The sequence below is a fragment of the Salinisphaera sp. LB1 genome (assembly GCF_003177035.1).
Taxonomy (GTDB): domain Bacteria; phylum Pseudomonadota; class Gammaproteobacteria; order Nevskiales; family Salinisphaeraceae; genus Salinisphaera.
Map to the genome: position 1 here is coordinate 2,803,049 of NZ_CP029488.1, position 17,166 is coordinate 2,820,214.

At 62.6% G+C, this 17,166-nt stretch carries 13 protein-coding genes and 1 pseudogene; 1 reads left to right on the forward strand and 13 read right to left on the reverse strand.

Annotation, left to right across the window (positions count from 1 at the left end):
- The 12 genes from SALB1_RS12610 to SALB1_RS12665 form a co-directional block, all read right to left on the reverse strand.
- Positions 1–882: an SMP-30/gluconolactonase/LRE family protein gene (locus tag SALB1_RS12610; protein ID WP_109994186.1), complete on the reverse strand. Its 882-nt coding sequence runs from the start codon at positions 880–882 to the stop codon at positions 1–3.
- The gene (locus SALB1_RS12615) at positions 879–1,436 is read right to left on the reverse strand and encodes a gluconokinase (RefSeq protein ID WP_109994187.1); all 558 of its coding nucleotides are present in this window, start codon (positions 1,434–1,436) and stop codon (positions 879–881) included. Before SALB1_RS12615 ends, SALB1_RS12610 begins: the two co-directional genes overlap by 4 nt.
- A gap of 88 nt (positions 1,437–1,524) precedes the next feature.
- Positions 1,525–2,301: an ATP-binding cassette domain-containing protein gene (locus tag SALB1_RS12620; protein ID WP_109994188.1), complete on the reverse strand. Its 777-nt coding sequence runs from the start codon at positions 2,299–2,301 to the stop codon at positions 1,525–1,527.
- The gene (locus tag SALB1_RS12625; protein WP_109994189.1) at positions 2,298–3,350 is read right to left on the reverse strand and encodes an ABC transporter permease; all 1,053 of its coding nucleotides are present in this window, start codon (positions 3,348–3,350) and stop codon (positions 2,298–2,300) included. Before SALB1_RS12625 ends, SALB1_RS12620 begins: the two co-directional genes overlap by 4 nt.
- Positions 3,351–3,365: 15 nt before the next feature.
- Positions 3,366–4,451 carry a sugar ABC transporter substrate-binding protein gene (locus SALB1_RS12630; protein ID WP_109994190.1) on the reverse strand — a complete coding sequence of 362 codons (1,086 nt, stop codon included), beginning with the start codon at positions 4,449–4,451 and terminating at the stop codon, positions 3,366–3,368.
- An 89-nt stretch (positions 4,452–4,540) separates the two neighbouring features.
- Entirely contained in the window at positions 4,541–5,755 is a 1,215-nt protein-coding gene (locus SALB1_RS12635) for an aldose epimerase family protein (protein WP_109994191.1), read from the reverse strand.
- 109 nt (positions 5,756–5,864) lie between these two features.
- On the reverse strand, positions 5,865–6,872 hold the full coding sequence (gene araD1 / locus SALB1_RS12640) for an AraD1 family protein (protein ID WP_109994192.1): 1,008 nt from the start codon (positions 6,870–6,872) through the stop codon (positions 5,865–5,867).
- A 17-nt stretch (positions 6,873–6,889) separates the two neighbouring features.
- The gene (locus tag SALB1_RS19955) at positions 6,890–8,455 is read right to left on the reverse strand and encodes an aldehyde dehydrogenase (NADP(+)) (protein WP_109995420.1); all 1,566 of its coding nucleotides are present in this window, start codon (positions 8,453–8,455) and stop codon (positions 6,890–6,892) included.
- 1,210 nt (positions 8,456–9,665) lie between these two features.
- Entirely contained in the window at positions 9,666–10,436 is a 771-nt protein-coding gene (locus tag SALB1_RS12650) for an SDR family NAD(P)-dependent oxidoreductase (protein WP_109994193.1), read from the reverse strand.
- A 10-nt stretch (positions 10,437–10,446) separates the two neighbouring features.
- Positions 10,447–12,180: an L-arabinonate dehydratase gene (gene araD / locus SALB1_RS12655; RefSeq protein ID WP_109995421.1), complete on the reverse strand. Its 1,734-nt coding sequence runs from the start codon at positions 12,178–12,180 to the stop codon at positions 10,447–10,449.
- 166 nt (positions 12,181–12,346) lie between these two features.
- Positions 12,347–13,870, reverse strand: a complete 1,524-nt coding sequence (locus SALB1_RS12660) for an alpha-N-arabinofuranosidase (RefSeq protein WP_109994194.1) — start codon at positions 13,868–13,870, stop codon at positions 12,347–12,349.
- 54 nt (positions 13,871–13,924) lie between these two features.
- Complete coding sequence (locus SALB1_RS12665; RefSeq protein ID WP_109994195.1) at positions 13,925–15,322, reverse strand: MFS transporter; 1,398 nt, start codon at positions 15,320–15,322, stop codon at positions 13,925–13,927.
- A gap of 472 nt (positions 15,323–15,794) precedes the next feature.
- Between SALB1_RS12665 and SALB1_RS19960 the strand changes: the two are divergent.
- Positions 15,795–15,938 (forward strand): annotated as a pseudogene (locus tag SALB1_RS19960) (IS630 family transposase); the annotation flags it as partial.
- 366 nt (positions 15,939–16,304) lie between these two features.
- Here the strand turns inward: SALB1_RS19960 and SALB1_RS12670 are convergent.
- Positions 16,305–17,060 carry a FadR/GntR family transcriptional regulator gene (locus SALB1_RS12670; RefSeq protein ID WP_109994196.1) on the reverse strand — a complete coding sequence of 252 codons (756 nt, stop codon included), beginning with the start codon at positions 17,058–17,060 and terminating at the stop codon, positions 16,305–16,307.
- Between the last annotated feature and the right edge of the window lie 106 nt (positions 17,061–17,166).

Here is a 17,166-nt window from a genome sequence, read left to right on the forward strand (position 1 = left end):
CTACCTGGGATTGAAGGCGGCGAGGGTGTGGCCGGGCACGTCCACGGCCATGGAAAATACCGAGCCGGATTGCGGCCATTCGGCCAGCGTGGTGGCGTCCATGTTCTCGCGCGCGGTGGTCACGAACAGCGTGCGCTGGTCAGGGCCGCCGAATGCCGGCATGGTCGGCTGCAATGCGGCCAGCGGATAGCGTGCCACGAGCCGTCCTTCGGGATCGAAACGGGCAACCGCCGCGCCGCCGAACAGGGCGGTCCAGTAGTGATCCTCGACATCGACGGCCGCGCCGTCCGGGTTGCCCTCGATATCGAGCGTGTTCAGATCGACCCATGTCTCGCCCGGCCCGATGTCGCCGGTGGCCGGATCGAAGGTATGCCGGCGAATGACGCGGGTGGGTGTATCGGTGTGGTACATCCAGCGCCCGTCGGTCGAGAACGCCAGGCCGTTGGTGATCGTCATGCCGCCGATGCGCGGTACAAGGGCGTGGCCGTCGTAGCAGTAGAGCGATGCATCGGCGGCGCTCTGTGTTTCATTCATCGTGCCGATCCAGAAACGCCCCGCCGGATCGCAACCGCCGTCGTTGAAACGATGATCGTGGGTGTCTTCGGGCGCCTGTGCCAGACAGGCCTGCCGGTCGCCCGCCGCGTCGAGCCGCCACAAGCCGGATCGCAGGGCAGCCACCAGGCCGCCGTCGGCATGCCGCACCACGCAGGTGATGGCCTCGTCGTATTCGACCACGCTGTGTTCGTCGGTGGCGAAATCGAGCCGGTGCAGGGCGGCGCCGAGGATGTCCACCCAGTAAAGGGCATTGTATTCGGGGTGCCAGAGTGGGCCCTCGCCGAGTCCCATTTCCAGTGTCAGATGCGGGGTGAGCGTATCGCTCATGAAAGCTGGTCCTGTTCAAGGCGAGTGCGTAGCGCCGCGGTGCTCTGATCGATGACGTCGGCGAAATTCTGATCGATATCGACGCGGATCGCTTCGTCCGCGTCGGGCGTTTCGAGGGTATCGAACTGCGAGGTGAGCATATCCGAGGAGAAGAAATGCTTGCGTCGCTGCATACGTCCCAGAATGACATCGAAGCTGCCGTCCAGATATAAGAACAGCAAACCAGGGTCGGCCTCGCGGAGCTGGTCGCGATAGATCCGCTTGAGCGAAGAACAGCCGATCAGCAAGGCTCGGTCTTTGTCGTGGTTTTCACGAATCAGTTCGGTGAGCACCGCGAGCCAGTCGGCCCGGTCGTCGTCGTTCAGGGGTTCGCCGCGCGACATCTTGTCGATGTTGGCCTGTGGATGGTACTTGTCGCCGTCGATGTACGGCACGCCAAGCGCGCTGCCGACCGCTTCGCCGACGGTGGACTTGCCGCTGCCCGACACACCCATGACGACCACGCGTCGATCGAATTTGGCAGAAGCGGTCTCGGTGGTCGGGGTTTCGTTCATGCGTGCATCCCGTCGGGAGCATGGGGAAATCAACCGGGCATTTTTCCAAAGCCCCCGGCCCGCGGCAAGCGCGGGCCGGACCGTCAGTTCAGGCGTTGGCTTGCTTGGCGGCGTTGCGATATTCGTTGACCACGATATCGGTCAGCTCCTGGACCGATGTGTCTTCGGTAGCCTTGTTGAAGGTGATACGGCCGTTCTGCAGCAGATTGACACGATCGCAGACGTCGAAGATCTGGCCGTAGTTGTGCGCGATGATGATGATCGAGACCTCGCCCTTGGCTCGAAGCCGGTTGATCACATCGAGGATCATCGCCCCCTCCTTGGCGCCCATGGCGGCGGTCGGCTCGTCCAGCAGCAGCAGGCGTGAGTTCGAGTAGACCGAACGCGCGACCGCGACTGCTTGCCGCTGGCCGCCGGAAAGCTGTTCGACCGGGACGTCCACCGAGGGAATGTTGACGCCGATATCGAGCAATGCTTCGCGTGCCTTGTCACGCATCGGCTTGTTATTGAGGATCGCGAGGGGGCCGCCCTTAAGCGATTCCCGCTGCAGGAACATGTTGTGGTAGACATTGAGCTGCGGGATCAGCGCGAGATCCTGATGTACGCAGTCGATGCCCAGTGATCGCGCGTATGTGACCGACGGCAGGCGCACCTCTTTGCCGTCGTAGACGATGCGGCCGCGGCTCGGTTGATGAAGCCCGCAGAGGATTTTCATCAACGTCGACTTGCCGGCCCCGTTGTCGCCGAGCAGGCCCAGCACTTCGCCCTTGCCGACTGTGAGATTGACCTCTTCGAGGGCGGTGACGTGGCCGAACTCCTTGGCTACGTTCTCGACCTGCAGCAATGGTTGGTTGTTCTCCGTCATGATTGCTTCCCGAAGAATTTGAAGAAGTATTTGAAGCGGCCGACATGGACGTTGACCATCATGGTCACGAGGATCGCGCCGCCCAGAATCATGTCGAAGGTGTAGGCCGAGACACCGGCCAGGGTGAAGCCGTCCTTGAGCATGCCGATGACCACTGCGCCAAAGAATGCGCCCATGATGGTGCCGACACCGCCGGCCAGCAGGGTGCCGCCGATGACGGCCGAGGCGATGCACATGAACATGATCTGAGTACCGCCAGCCAACGGCGTGATCGAGCCGGTCTGGAAACTGTCCAGAATGCCGCCGAAGCCGGCGAGCATGCTGCAGACCGTGAAATTACGGATCTTGACGAATGTCACCTTGATGCCGGCCTCGGTCGCCCCGTTCAGGTTGCCGCCGACGGCGATCGTATGCAGCCCCCAGCGCGTGCGTGTGAGGATGAACTGGAACACGATGGCGATGAGCAGAGCCCAACCAAGTTGCGCGAAGGGGCTGCCACCGAAGATCGTGGTTACGAACGCCCCGGCCTGTGGCTGGACCGGATAGCCGCCGGAGATGGTCAGCGTGAACCCGTTGAGCAGGAACAGCATGCCCATCGTGGTCACGAACGAATGGATCTTGAGCACTTCGGTGATCAGGCCGTTGAGCAGGCCCACTACGCCGCAGGCCAGCAGCGCCAGGATGATCGCGCCCACGACGGGGATGCCGGCGCCGTGGGCGTAGAACATCACGAACGGCGCCATCGCATAGACCATGCCCACGGACAGGTCGAGTTCGCCGCTGATCAGAACCAGCACCTCCCCGGCTGCCAGAACGGCGGTCGCCGCGGTGTATTGGCCGAGCGTGCCGATATTGTCGTGCGAGAGGAAAATGCCACCGGTGGTGGACTGGAAATAGATGGCGAGCAGGATGCCCGCAATGACGATGCTGGCTTCGCGACGCGCGAATGTGGCGATGACCGCACGACGCCAGAAACTCTGGCGTCGTGCAGCTTCATCGGACCGCCCCTTCGGTCGATGCGTCGGATCAGCTTTGGATTGTTTTGCCATAGATTACACTTACACTCAGCTCGAGATGGGGCCGGACCGGGACAGGACTTTTTCCTTGCTTGAGTTGCCCTCGAAACGGCTCTTGGTGTTCAGGTACTCACCGACGTTGTCCTTGGTCACGAATTTGAGGCCGGTGTTGACGTTGGCGATACCGCTGAGCCCACCCGAGAGCTGATACAGATACAGTTCCATGACCGGGATGAAGCCCTGCAGGTAGGGCTGCTGGTCGATGGTGAAGCTGAGATCGCCGCTCTCGATGCCGTCGAGCGTGCCGGGAAGCATGTCGAAGCCGCCGGCCTTGATGCCTTTCTGGGCCAGATTGTGCTTCTTCATGGTCTTGGCCACACCTTCGGTACTGCCGGCATCGACCGCGAACATGCCCTTGATGTTGCGGTGCCCGAGATAGAACGACTCGATGCGGGAGAACTCCTCGTTGACCGTCGGCCCGCTGGCGACCTCGTGCAGCGTGATGTTCTTGCCGGACTCCTTGATCGCCTGCTTGGCGCCGTTCAGACGCGGCTGGATGTTGAGCTGGCCCGGTGTGGCGATGAAGCCCACCACGTCGCCCGAGCCGACTTCGTCGACGATCCGCTGGCCGAGCGCCTTGCCTGCATCGAACAACTTCTGCCCGATATACGCCAGCCGATCGTTGTTGACATCGGCGTTATAGGAGACCACCGGGATACCGGCCTTGAGCGCGCGATCGACCGGCTTGTTGAACGCGTGCTGGTCGACCAGCGCCACGGCGATACCGTCGACGCCGGAAGAGATCGCGGCGTCCATGGCGTTGACCATGACGCTGGCCTCCGATTTCTGCGATCCCGTCCATTGATAGGTACAGCCGAAGGCCGCACAGGCATCCGCGGCGCCGTACTGGGTCGGCACGAAGAACGGATTGGTGGTCACATGGTTGATGAATACGAACTTGTATTTCGGATGATTCGGCAGGTTCGTATTGTGTTTGCCCGCGGCGAACGCCGCAGGTGAAATCCCCATTCCGGTCAGCGCGGCCAGGCCGGCGCCGCCGCTCAGGGCCCCGTGCAGGATTCGGCGACGGCTGACGTCGATGTTTTTGTCGTTGTGGTCTGATGAATCGCTCATTTTTTTCTTCCTCCGGTTTGACGCATGTATTCCTGGCCAGGGCCAGAATCGGCCGGCCGCGGGTCGCGGCCGGCCGATCGCCGCTGACTTTACTCGGGCAGGAACTTGAAGATAGTAGTGGACGTGAACTTCTTGCCCGCTTTCAGTTCGGTGGTCGGATACGACGGGTGATTCGGCGAATCCGGATAATGCTGGGTCTCCATGGTGAAGGCGCTCCAGTGGTGATAGGTCTTGCCACCTTTACCCTCGTATTTACCGTGGATGAAGTTCGAGGTATAGACCTGAACGCCCGGCTGGGTCGTGTAGACCTCCAGCTCGCGGCCGGACTTGGGATCGGTGACCCGGGCGGCCAATTCGTCGAGATTGCCGTTGGTGTTCAGGATCCAGTTATGGTCATAGCCGCCCTGGCTGGGTTCCGCGCGCATCAGCTGGGTGGTCTTGGCGTGAATGCGGTCGCCAAAGGTGTGCGGGGTGGTGAAGTCGAACGGGGTGCCCTTGACCGAACGGGCCTTGCCGAGCGGAATTTCGGTCTTGTCGATCGGGCTGTACTTATCGGCATTGATCATCGCGACCTCGTTGAGGATCGGACCGCTGCCTGCACCTTCCAGATTGAAATAAGTGTGGTTGGTGAGGTTGATCACCGTGTCTTTATCACTGACCGCCGAATAGTGGATCCGCAGATCGTTGTCGTTATCCAGCGTATAGCGCACCGTCGTCACGAGATCGCCCGGGAACCCCATTTGTCCGTCCGGCGACAGGTAGGTCATCTCCACCCCGACCGTGCCGTGCGGGTGGATTTCCTTGGCCTGCCAGACCTGCTTTTGGAACCCCTCGGGGCCGCCGTGCAATGTATTCGGGCCGTTGTTTTTCGGCAGGTTATAGGTATGGCCGTCGAGGGTGAACTGGCCATTGGCGATGCGGTTGGCGTATCGCCCGATGGTCGCGCCCATATACGGGTTGTTCTGGATATAGCCCTTGACGTTATCGAAGCCCAACGCCACGTCAGTTACGTTGCCGTCCTTGTCGGGGACCTTGATGGACTGAACGCGGGCGCCGAAGGTAATGATGTCCACCGACATACCATTTCGATTGGTCAGCCGGTAACGCTTGACCTGTTGCCCCTGTGGCGTTTTGCCGAAATCGCTTTCGGTGACGGCCAGATGCGAGTTCTGGCTACCGCTGTCGCTGCTCGCGCTGCTGCTGTCATTGGAAGCCAGGGCCGGGCCGGCGACCAGCAGGGCCGCCAGTACGGTGGCCCTGCCCCCCAGCCCAAGGCCTCGGGCGAGTTTTGATTCATGTGTCATGGTCTTCTCCTCCGTGTTGTCGTCGCGAATAACGCCTTTTCAGGCGAAGACGAACTTTTGTTATATCGACGGCGCGCATGGCGCCGCCGTTTTTTTGGGGTGGGGCTCGTCAGTCCAGGACTTGAACGGCCCCGGGGGCGAGCGCCGGTCGGGCGCTGCCCACGGTATTGCGCAGCGGTGCGCCGAAGATCGGTGACTCAATCTCGAACACGTCGCCGGCGCGGGTGGAAATATTGTCGGCAAATGACAGCGTGGCGGTGCCGAAGAAATGCACGTGCACATCACCCGCGCCGAGAAATTGTCGATACTTGAAGTGGTGGTACTCGAGGTTTTCGAGGCTGTGGCACATATGCGCCTCGCCCGAGAGGAAGGGTTTTTCCCACAGTACCGCGCCGTCGCGCCGGATGCGGCTCATGCCTTCCACCGACTGCGGCAGTTCACCGGTCAGCAGGATCGGGCCAAAGCTGCAATAGCGCAGCTTGGAATGCGCCAGATAGAGATAGTTCTCGCGTTCGGTGACGTGGTCCGAGGTTTCATTGCCGAGCGCATAGCCGACCCGCCATGGGGTGCCGTCATCGGCCACCACGTACAACCCGGCGATCTCCGGCTCCTCGCCCAGATCCTTGCCGAAATCCGGCGCCGGAATCTCGCCGCCCGGGCGGGCGACGATCCGGCCGTCGCCCTTGTAGAACCACTCCGGCTGTACGCCGGGCTGCCCCGGCGCCGGGCGGCCGCCTTCGAGCCCCCAGTTGAACACCTTCATCGAGTCGGTGAGCTTGTCCGGATCGGGCTGGGCCTGGCCGGCCTGGTGCATGGCGTTGCGCGTATCGGCGCTGCCGGTATGCGTCAGCCCGGTGCCGGTGATCAGGCAATGCGCCGGATCGTCATGATCCAGCGGCGGCAGCACGCGGCCGGCCGCCAGTAACGCCTCCAGGCTGTCCAGGCCATCGGCCATGCCGCGGGCCTCGGCTTCGGCGGCCAGACCGTGGCCGGCGGCGATCGCCGCCAGTGCGAGTTCGCGTACGCTGGCGGTCTCGGCGATCGTGCTGACGCGATCGGCATCCACCACGCCCACACGGCGCTGGCCGGAAACGGTTTCGTATTGAATCAACTGCATCGTGTGCTCCCGTTAGCCTACAGGCCGGCGGTGGTCATATCGCCGTTGACCAGGCGCCGGATGCCCAGCGGATTGCCATCGGCGAGGGCTTTCGGCAGGACTGCGGCGGGTGCATTCTGGAAACACACCGCACGCAGATAGCGATTGATCGCCAGCGTGCCCACCGACGTGCTGTGGAAATCGGTGGTCGCCGGGTACGGTCCGCCGTGCACCATGGCATCGTTGACCGCCACGCCGGTCGGGAAGCCGTTGAACAACACCCGGCCGGCGCGCCGCGACAGGGCCGTGACGAGTGGCTGGTGCCGGGCGATCTCGGCGTCGTCGCCGGTCACCGTCGCCGTCAGCTGGCCGTTGATCGCCCGTGCGGCGGCCTCGAGCTCATCGGCGCTGTCCAACTCGACCACCACCGTGCTCGGGCCGAACACCTCTTCCATCAACGGCTGGGCGTCGTCGAACAACACCGACTTGTCGGCCATGAACAGCCGCGCCGCCGCCTGGTTCGATGCGGCGGAGCTGGCCACGACTTCCCGTACGCCGTTCAGGCCCTTGAGCCGTTCCACGCCGTGCTGGTAGTTGTCCAGCAGGCCGTGGTTCAGCATCACCTGGCCCGGCTTGTTCTTGAGCGCTTCGCCGAGGGTTTCGATGAAGGCCGTCATCGCGGGCGACTTCACCCCGATGATCACCCCGGGCCCGGTACAGAACTGGCCGGCCCCGAGACAGACCGAGCCGGCCAGACCCTCGGCGAGTTCGTTGCCGCGGGCCGCGATCGCTTCCGGCAGCATGAACATCGGGTTCACGCTCGACATTTCGGCATAGACCGGAATCGGCTCCTCACGCTGCGAGGCCAGATCGAACAGGGCCCGACCGCCGGTCTTGGAGCCCGTGAAGCCGACTGCCTTGATTGCCGGTTCCTGTACCAACTGCGCGCCGACCATGCCGCCGAAGATCATATTGAAAGTGCCGGCCGGCATGCCGGATTTTTTCACCGCCGCCTCGATGGCGTTGCCCACCATCTCCGAGGTGACCATATGCCCCGGATGGGCCTTGACCACCACCGGGCAGCCGGCGGCGAAGGCCGAGGCGGTATCGCCGCCGGCGACCGAGAAGGCGAACGGGAAATTGGAGGCGCCGAACACCGCCACCGGGCCGAGCGCCTGCTGCATCTGGCGCAGATCCGGCGCCGCGTCGGTGGCGGTATCGATGCGCACGCCGAGATAATCACCGCGGCGCAGGACTTTCGCGAACAGGCGCAACTGGCCGGTGGTGCGGCCGACTTCGCCGGTCAGGCGTTTCTCGGGCAGGGCGGTCTCGCGCATGGCTTCACGAATGACCGTCTCGCCGAGGGCCTCGATCTCGTCGGCACAGGCTTCGAGAAACGCCGCGCGGGTTTCCGGATCGGTGGTGGCGAAGGTATCGAAGGCGTCGTGCGCGGCTTCGGCAGCGGCGCTGACTTCCTCGGGCGTCGCTTCGAAGAAGTCCTGCTTGTAGGGGGTGTTGTCCTCGGCCGATTTGCTCGCAAGCGTATCCTGGCCGGCCGCCACGCGGGTGCCGCCGATGAATTGCTGGCCGGTGATTTCGGGCATGGATGACTCCTGATTGAAAGCGTTGTCGAGCGATGGCGACGCGGTCTGACGACCGCGTGCAAGATGTTCGAACAGACGCCGTGCGCCGAAGGTCCAAGGCGGGATCGCATCGCTGCGATTCACCCGATTGACCAGCGCGCCGAGCGTCGGCGTGGCAATGGTTACGCGATCGCCGATGTGATGGGTAAAGCCTTGCCCCTCGCCGTCGCGGTCGAGGGTGGGCGAGAACATCGTGCCGAGATAGAGCACGAAGCCGTCCGGATACTGGTGATGCGAACCATGCGCCTGCGAGACCAGATCCAGCGGGTCGCGGCTGATCTCGCGCATGTCGGAGGCGTCGTCGAGGCGAAAGCCGTCGTCGGCGCCCTCGATGACCAGCCGCACGCGTGCGGCGCGGACGTCGTCGATATCGAAATGCTCGTCGAACAGGCGAATGAACGGGCCGAGCGATGCCGAGCCGTTGTTGTCCTTGGCCTTGGACAGCAGCAGGGCACTGCGGCCCTCCAGATCGCGCAGGTTGACGTCGTTGCCGAGCGTCGCACCCCGGGTCCGGCCGGTGGAATCCACCGCCAGCACGATCTCCGGCTCGGGATTGTTCCAGGCCGAGGACGGATGCAGACCGACCTCGGCGCCGAAACCCACCGCCGCCATTGGCTGGCATTTGGAAAACACCTCGGCGTCCGGACCGATGCCGACTTCGAGATACTGCGACCAGGCGTTGCGTTCGATCAACGCCTTCTTCAGTTCCATGGCGGCTTCGGAGCCGGGCACGATCTGCGACAGATCCTCGCCGATCAGTTCGTGCAGCTGGGTACGGACCTCGGCGGCCTTGGCCGGATCGCCGCCGGCCTGTTCCTCGATCACGCGCTCGAGCAGACTGACGGCAAAGGTCACGCCGCAGGCCTTGACCGCCGCCAGGTCCACCGGCGCGAGCAGACGCTCGCCGGAATCGGTTTCCAGCGACTGGGCGAGCCAGTCGCGTACGTTGCCGAGTTTCTCGCCGGGCGCCTGGACCGCGATATCCAGCAGGTCGTCGCGATCGAGCAGGTCGGTCATGGTCGGCCCGTGCGCGCTGATATCGACGACCTCGCCGCCACGCACGGCGATCAGCGCGGGGCCATCGATCGGCGCCGTACGCCACACGCGACCGAGCAATACGGCGCGGTCGAGATCTTCGGGAAGACAATCGGACAATTCGATCAAATCCATATCAACCCCAGCCGGCGTCAATGAAATATTCATGGGCCGTGCAACCGGCGCTGTCGTCGGCGGCGAGAAACAGCACCGTGGGCGCTACGTGTTCGGGCAGCAGTCGTTGCTTGAGGCATTGATTGGCCTGGATGCGCGCCTCATCCTCGGGCGTGATCCACTTATCGAGCTGGCGCTCGGTGATGATCGCGCCGGGGATGATGGTGTTGACCCGGATATTCGATTCGCCGAGATCGCGCGCCATGCCGCGGGTCAGACCATGGATGGCCGCCTTGGCGGTCGTATAACCCGGCATGCCGCCGAGCGCGACCTTCCAGCTGATCGACCCGAAGTTGATGATCGAGCCGCCGCCGGCCTCGGCCATGCCGGGGGCGGCGGCCTGAATGGCGAAGAACTGCGGCCGCAGGTTGATCGCCATGCGCTCGTCCCAGTAGTCGGCCGTGACCGACTGCCAATCGTGGCGGTCGTCGCTGGCGGCGTTGTTGACCAGCACCCGAATGGCGCCGTGGCGAGCCTCGATGTCGTGAATCGTGGCCTGCAGCTTGTCGACGTCGCGGATATCGCAGGGCGTGAACGACACCGGGTGTGCGTTCGATTCCGCCTGGAGGCGGGTCACCAGGGCCTGGCTGGCGGCCTCGTCGATATCGACGAAATGCACGTTCGCCTTCTGGCGGGCCAGGGCGGACACCAGTTCGGCCCCGATGCCGCTGCCGCCGCCAGTGACGAATGCCGTCCGGCCCTCGAGACTGGGATAGATCGCGGATTGACTCATGGCCGACCGATCAATGGTTTTCCCGCGGAACGTCCGCGCCGCGGCAACCGCCGAGGAAATCCAGGTCCGCGCCGAGATCGGCCTGCTGTACATGATCGAAGTACAGCTTCTGGTAGCCGCTGTCCATCGCCGGCGGCGGGGCCTGCCAGCGCTTACGGCGTTGCTCGAGTTCGGCGTCGTCCACATCCAGATGCAGTCGACGGTTGTCGACGTCGAGTTCGATCATGTCGCCGTTCTCGACCAGGGCCAGCGGACCACCGGCGGCCGACTCGGGCGAGACATGCAGCACCACTGTACCGAACGCGGTGCCCGACATGCGAGCATCGGATACGCGTACCATGTCTCGCACGCCTTTTTCCAGAATCTTGGTCGGCAGCGGCATATTGCCCACTTCGGCCATGCCCGGGTAACCCTTGGGCCCGGCGCCCTTGAGCACCATGACGCAGGTTTCGTCGATATCCAGATCGGGATCGTCTACACGGGCCTTGTAGTCCTCGATCGATTCGAACACCACGGCCCGGCCGCGATGGGTCATGAGTTCGGTCGTGGCCGCCGACGGTTTGAGCACGGCGCCGTCGGGGGCGAGGTTGCCATTGAGCACCGCAATGCCGCCGCGTTCGTTGACCGGATTGTCGCGCTTGCGGATGACCTCGTGGTCGAAGCATTCGACGTCGGCCAGGTTCTCGCCGATGGTGTGTCCGTTCACGGTCAGGGCATCGGTATGCAGCAGATCCTCGATCTGCTTCATCAACGCCGGCAGCCCGCCCGCATAGCAGAAATCCTCCATCAGGAAACGCCCTGACGGCATCAGATCCACCAGGCACGGCACGTCGTGGCCGAGTTTGTCCCAATCGGACAAATGCATGTCGACGCCGACTCGGCGCGCGAGCGCCAGCAGGTGAATCACGGCGTTGGTCGAGCCGCCGATCGCGCCATTGGTACGGATCGCGTTCTCGAACGCGTTGCGGGTGAGAATTTTGGACGGCTTGAGGTCTTCCTCGACCATTTCCACGATGCGCCGGCCCGACATGCGACCAAGCCGGTTGCGGTGCGCATCCACCGCGGGAAAGGCCGCGTTGCCGGGCAGCGCCATGCCCAGCGACTCGGCCATCGAGGCCATGGTCGAGGCCGTGCCCATGGTCATGCAGTGGCCGGCCGAGCGATGCATGCCGGATTCCGCGGCGAGAAAATCATCCAGCGACATCTTGCCGGCGCGGACGTCCTCGGAGAACTTCCAGACGTCGGTGCCGGAGCCGAGCTGACGCCCCTTGAAGCGGCCGTTGAGCATGGGCCCGCCGGAAACCACCAGGGTGGGCAGATCGCAGCTGGCCGCGCCCATCATCAGCGAGGGCGTGGTCTTGTCGCAGCCGCACATCAGCACCACGCCGTCCATCGGGTTGGCGCGGATGGCTTCTTCGGTGTCCATGGCCGCGAGGTTGCGGAACAGCATGGCGGTCGGGCGCAGCAGCGTCTCGCCGCAGGAGAACACCGGAAATTCCAGCGGCGTGCCGCCGGCATCCAGAATGCCGCGCTTGATGTGCTCGACCAGACCCCGGAAATGCGCGTTGCACGGGGTGAATTCGGAGAAAGTATTGCAGATCCCGATCACCGGCCGGCCGTCGAATGCATCGTCGGGCAGCCCGCTGTTCTTCATCCAGCTTCGGTGCAGGAAGCCGTCGCGGTCGTGGCCGCCGAACCAGGCCTGGGATCGGCGTTTGGGATTACCGTTCTGTCCGTCGCTCATCATCTAACTCCTGTAGCAGACAACTAATGTCAAACATGTTGGAGATATGTTCAACATAGACTTTCGTTTTAATGCAGGGGGCTCGCTTGATGTGGCGAGCATCGTGGCGAGCCTGGGAACGATTGTCCCGGTGGCGCTCTGCCGTTTCGTTGCGGCTGGCGCTCGTTCACGGCTGATCAGCGCAAACTTCGACCCGAATCAGGTGGTAGGTCAGCGGCTCGATACGGCCGGTGAGGCGCGATCTATCGCAGGAAATTCCCTCGCCGGGCGCCGGGGCCACCTCGTGCGGTCGTTCGGCCGTATTGAAGGCCTTGGTATCGGTGTGGCGCAGTACCTGGTGTTCGATCAGCCCGATCGAGCCGAAAGCTCTCAAATCGAGGTCGATGTCGAGCGCGTCGTCAGGCGATCGGTTGACGGCGAAAAAAGTGATCGTGCTCTCGTCCGGGTTGTGCACTCCGGTGATGTCGAGTGCGGCCACGTTGCGTTCGTCGGTGGTGTCGTATCGGGGGGCCTCGACGTCCAGGTCGAGCACCACACCGCGACCATAGCGTGCTGCGAAGTAGTAGGGGTAGAAGATGGTCTGGCGCCAGGCGCGGCCGCCAGTCTCCGTCATGATTGGGGCGATCACGTTGACCAGCTGGGCGATGCAGGCGATTTTGACCCGATCGGCACGGCGGATGAGCGTGTTCAGAACGCAGCCGATTAACAGGGCATCCTCGAAGTTGTAGACATCCTCAAGCAGCGGTGGGGCGAATGGCCAGTCATCGCCTTCCAGCACCTTCTTGTCCTGTTCGGTGCTGTGGTACCAGACGTTCCACTCATCGAAACAGATTGCGACCTGATGCCGCGATCGCTTCTTGGCCTTGATGTAGTCGATCACCCCGGCGATTGATCCGATATACCGATCCATCTTTTCCGACAGGGCGAGATAGTCGACCACATCGTCGGCGTAGTTGGTGAAATACATGTGCAGGGAAATGTAGTCGACCGACTCGTAGCAGCGATCGAGCACCTTGGCTTCCCATTCGGGATAGCTTGGCATCTCGGCGTTGGACGAGCCGCAGGCCACCAGTTCCAGCGATGGATCGAAGGCGCGCAGCGCCTTGGCGGTTTCGTTGGCCAGATGGCCGTATTCGTCAGCCGTCTTGTGTCCGATCTGCCACGGCCCGTCCATTTCGTTGCCGAGGCACCACAGTTTGACGTTCCAGGGCTCGGCCCGACCGTTGGCAATACGCCGATCGCTCCAGTGACTGCCGCCGGGATGATTGACGTACTCAACGAAATTGCGGGCGGCGTCGATACCTCGCGAGCCGAGATTGACGGCCAGCATCATGTCCATGCCGGCGGCATCGCACCAGTCGGCGAACTCGTGGATGCCGACTTCGTTGGACTCGCGCGTGTGCCAGGCCAGATCGAGCCGAGTGGGGCGTTGCTCGACCGGCCCGATGCCGTCCTCCCAGTTGTAGGCGGACACGAAGTTGCCGCCAGGGTAACGCACCACGGGCGCGCCGATCTCGCGTACGAGATCGAGTACGTCGGTGCGAAAGCCACGGGCATCCGCCGTTGGATGATCGGGCTCGTAGATGCCGCCGTAGACCGCGCGGCCGAGATGTTCGATAAAGGCACCATAGAGCCGGTCATCGATGCGTGCCCGGATGAATCGCGGATGGGCCGTAATCTTCGCTTGCATGCTCGAACTCCTCGAAAAGGCTGTTTACAGTGTTTTGTGTCGCTGTGGTGGGTTTCAGCGTCCGGGCGAATCGTAGGCCAGATCGCCATAGTCGCTCGGGTCCGTGTCGGACGAGGCGGTATTCAGATCGGTGCGGATTCGCGCCACCAGCCGGTCGTCGACCTTGAAGGCCCAGATCGCAGCGGCCAGAAGGACGTTGACCGCAGCGGGGATGAGGGTGAGCAGCAGCACAATCGCGAAGATCGCCGAGTCGCCCTGCTGGGCAGCGTCTGCGTGATAGCCGCCCAGCGACAGCAAGTAGCCCGTGATGCCGCCACTGATTGCAAGCGCGAGCTTGAGAAAGAAGAGATTGCCGGCGATGGTGGTCCCGGTGTTCTTTTCGCCGCTCTGCCATTCGCCGTAGTCGTCGGCGTCCGACATCATCGCCCAGGAGATCGGCGCGCCGATGCCGTGGAGATAATTGATGATGAAGAACAGGCCTCCCATCAGCACGGGACTGGTGCCGGTCGCGAGGTAGAGCACGACGGAGAATCCCGCCAACAGCAACGAGCTGAAGCAGAACACCCATTTCTTCTGCAGTCGACGTGTATAGAAGCCGGAGGTCGCGGTGCCGAGAATGCTGGCGACCACGCCGCCGGTCATGAAGACCGAGATCAGCGTCGTGCCGAACCCCATCACATACTGCGCGTAGTAGATGGCGGCTCCTTGGCGCACGAAGAACTGCAGCGCTTCGAAGAAAGTGATCGCCAGGATGATCAGCCACTGCCGGTTGCGCACGACGCTGGCCAGCGAGGCTCGAAACGAACGTCGTTTTTCGTGAGTCGGCACGATCCGTTCCCGCACATTGCTGAAACAGAACATGAACATGCCCAGCGCCGCCACGCTGATGATCGTCATCGTGATCTGAAACCCGGTGGCATCGTTGCCGCCGCCGAAGAATTGAGTCAGGGGCAGTACACAGGTGGTCAGGAAGATATAGACGAGGCCGACCATCACGAACCGATACGACTGGCAGGAGACACGCTCCTGGTTGTCGTCGGTAATCACGCTCCCGAGCGAGCAGTAGGGGATGTTCACAGCCGTGTACAGCAGCGACATCACCGAGTACGTGCCCGCGGCGTAGATCACCTTGGCGGTATTGCCCCAGTCGGGCGTGGTAAACATCAGGATGCAGCTGGCCGTAAGCGGCAGCGGAAACCATAGAAGATAAGGCCGGAATCGGCCCCAGCGGCTGCGCGTACGGTCGGCGATCATGCCCATGAAGGGGTCAGTGATCGCGTCGATCGCCCGCATGGATATGAAGATCGTGCCGACCGCCGCTGGCGATATGCCGTAGATGTTGGTGTAGAAATAGGACAGATACATGACGACGGCAGCGAACGACATATTGTTCGCAGCATCGCCCATGCCGAAGCCGAGTTTCTCCCGGCGCGTAATCGGCTCGCGGGTCATGGTTCTCCTCCATCTCGAAATCTTGAAGTGTGGCCGGTCTTGAAATGCCGGCTTGCATTGAGAGCTAGGCGTCGCAATTCACGACCACGCGTCGCCGCGATCTATCGGTCGGTGAAACGGGAATCGTCGCCGCTTGACCAGCGGTTCGCCGGTTGCCATGCCAGCTGGCGAGTTCGGCCGGCGTTGAATGACAACGTTGTCATTTTTGACGCAAAATAATTGATGCTGAGGTGTATTGTAGAAATAGGCATTGCGGTCTCCTGCGAGCGGCGCGCCGCTGCATTCGATTCAAGACACAGTGCACGACTGCTAAAAATGTTCAAACATTAATCAGTAATGTTCAACATGGACTTTTGTCTTACGCCCATTCATGAAAACAAGGCGTTACGATAATGACGCAGTAGCGGATCAGCGATCACGACCGGAAACGCCATACCCAAGGCTTGGCTGTTGCGAGATGATCAGGCCCTAGAGTGCCGATGAGTTACGCGAACTCGCGTGCCAGACTCGTGATGCGAACCGGGCGCGGCGCTTACTGGCGGTGGCCGGCGTGTGCGAGGGCTTGTGCCGTAGCGAGACCGCGCGTCTGGGCGCTATGGATGGCCGGGCCCTGCGCAGCTAGTGTCCTGTAACGTAAGTTCGCGCCATGGATTTCGCGTGATTTTTTGTGCCAGGCAAGGCGCGGCGATGAGCCGTATCAGGGAATACGGCGAATCGGCGCAACGCCGCATGGTGCGAAAAAGCGCCGAAATAATGCGATGAATTTGCGTTACAGGGCACTAAGCTTCTCGTATTCAATGCCGATGGCTCGGACTGCTGGGTCAACACATGGCCGCCGCGCCGACCGTCCAAGCTCAGCCCTAATAAGAAGCTGTACGGGCCCACTGTGGAAGGGCCGGTTCGTTATCCGGGAATCACGCACCCGATCACGCGATGGCTGGCAGCCCCCGAGCTAGGGGCTGGATAACGAACCTGATGTCGTTCAGTCGCTGAGACTGACCGGAATGACTTCCGGGCGCGTGTGCGCAAGTCCCAGTGCGAGGCTCGTGCCTTCCAGAATCGCATGGGCGGCGTAGAAGGCATCCTCGACCTTGCGCATCCGGATCGCTTCCATCAGCCGCCGATGACGCTCGAGACTGTCTTCGGGATCGCTTGCGCTGACGTTCGACTCGACCACGAGGAGGTGAATCGAGGGGCGGAGGATATGCGACAGCTGAGACCAGACGATGTTGTGCGTCGCACGGAAGATAGCGACATGAAAGGCCACGTCCGACTCGCTATCCAGGCGTCGCCGTTCGCCGCTCTTGGCTTCCTTGAGCGTGCGGGCCATGCCGTTGAAGGCTTCCTCGATCGCGACCAGATCGTGGGCGTTGGCCTGGCGGGTGGCGGCCATGGCCACATGGGGTTCAACGCTCAGGCGAAATGACAGCACCTCGCGCTGAATTTCCTCATTGGGGGCGGCAAAGCGCGTCATCCAATCCGTGACGAGCGGATCGAGGATGTGCCACTCCGAGTACTCGCGAACGCGCGATCCATAGCCGGATATCCGCTCGATGATGCCGCCGTCCACAAGCTGGGAAAGATGGCGCCGCACCACCGTTCGGCTCAGGCTGAACTGCTCACAGATCTGCATTTCCTTGGGAATGAAATCGCCCGGCTTGTAGCGCCCCGAGAAAATATCGGACACGAGCCGATCGGTCAGGTTGAAGTCGCTGCGAGGCAAACGGGTCGTACTCATGAAGTGTCGGGCGAGCAGTTGAGCGGGCGATGAGTTCGCGAAGCTTGGCGTAGGATATTAGCACGCCATGCACCCGTCACCGGCGTGCCAGCCCTTGTAGAGCCGG

What these genes read in the sequence shown, in the direction of transcription:
- SALB1_RS12610 (WP_109994186.1), bottom strand. Translation starts at nt 882, where the DNA reads ATGAGCGATACGCTCACCCCGCATCTGACACTGGAAATGGGACTCGGC.
- SALB1_RS12615 (WP_109994187.1), bottom strand. Translation starts at nt 1,436, where the DNA reads ATGAACGAAACCCCGACCACCGAGACCGCTTCTGCCAAATTCGATCGA.
- SALB1_RS12620 (WP_109994188.1), bottom strand. Translation starts at nt 2,301, where the DNA reads ATGACGGAGAACAACCAACCATTGCTGCAGGTCGAGAACGTAGCCAAG.
- SALB1_RS12625 (WP_109994189.1), bottom strand. Translation starts at nt 3,350, where the DNA reads ATGGCAAAACAATCCAAAGCTGATCCGACGCATCGACCGAAGGGGCGG.
- SALB1_RS12630 (WP_109994190.1), bottom strand. Translation starts at nt 4,451, where the DNA reads ATGAGCGATTCATCAGACCACAACGACAAAAACATCGACGTCAGCCGT.
- SALB1_RS12635 (WP_109994191.1), bottom strand. Translation starts at nt 5,755, where the DNA reads ATGACACATGAATCAAAACTCGCCCGAGGCCTTGGGCTGGGGGGCAGG.
- araD1 (WP_109994192.1), bottom strand. Translation starts at nt 6,872, where the DNA reads ATGCAGTTGATTCAATACGAAACCGTTTCCGGCCAGCGCCGTGTGGGC.
- SALB1_RS19955 (WP_109995420.1), bottom strand. Translation starts at nt 8,455, where the DNA reads ATGCCCGAAATCACCGGCCAGCAATTCATCGGCGGCACCCGCGTGGCG.
- SALB1_RS12650 (WP_109994193.1), bottom strand. Translation starts at nt 10,436, where the DNA reads ATGAGTCAATCCGCGATCTATCCCAGTCTCGAGGGCCGGACGGCATTC.
- araD (WP_109995421.1), bottom strand. Translation starts at nt 12,180, where the DNA reads ATGAGCGACGGACAGAACGGTAATCCCAAACGCCGATCCCAGGCCTGG.
- SALB1_RS12660 (WP_109994194.1), bottom strand. Translation starts at nt 13,870, where the DNA reads ATGCAAGCGAAGATTACGGCCCATCCGCGATTCATCCGGGCACGCATC.
- SALB1_RS12665 (WP_109994195.1), bottom strand. Translation starts at nt 15,322, where the DNA reads ATGACCCGCGAGCCGATTACGCGCCGGGAGAAACTCGGCTTCGGCATG.
- SALB1_RS12670 (WP_109994196.1), bottom strand. Translation starts at nt 17,060, where the DNA reads ATGAGTACGACCCGTTTGCCTCGCAGCGACTTCAACCTGACCGATCGG.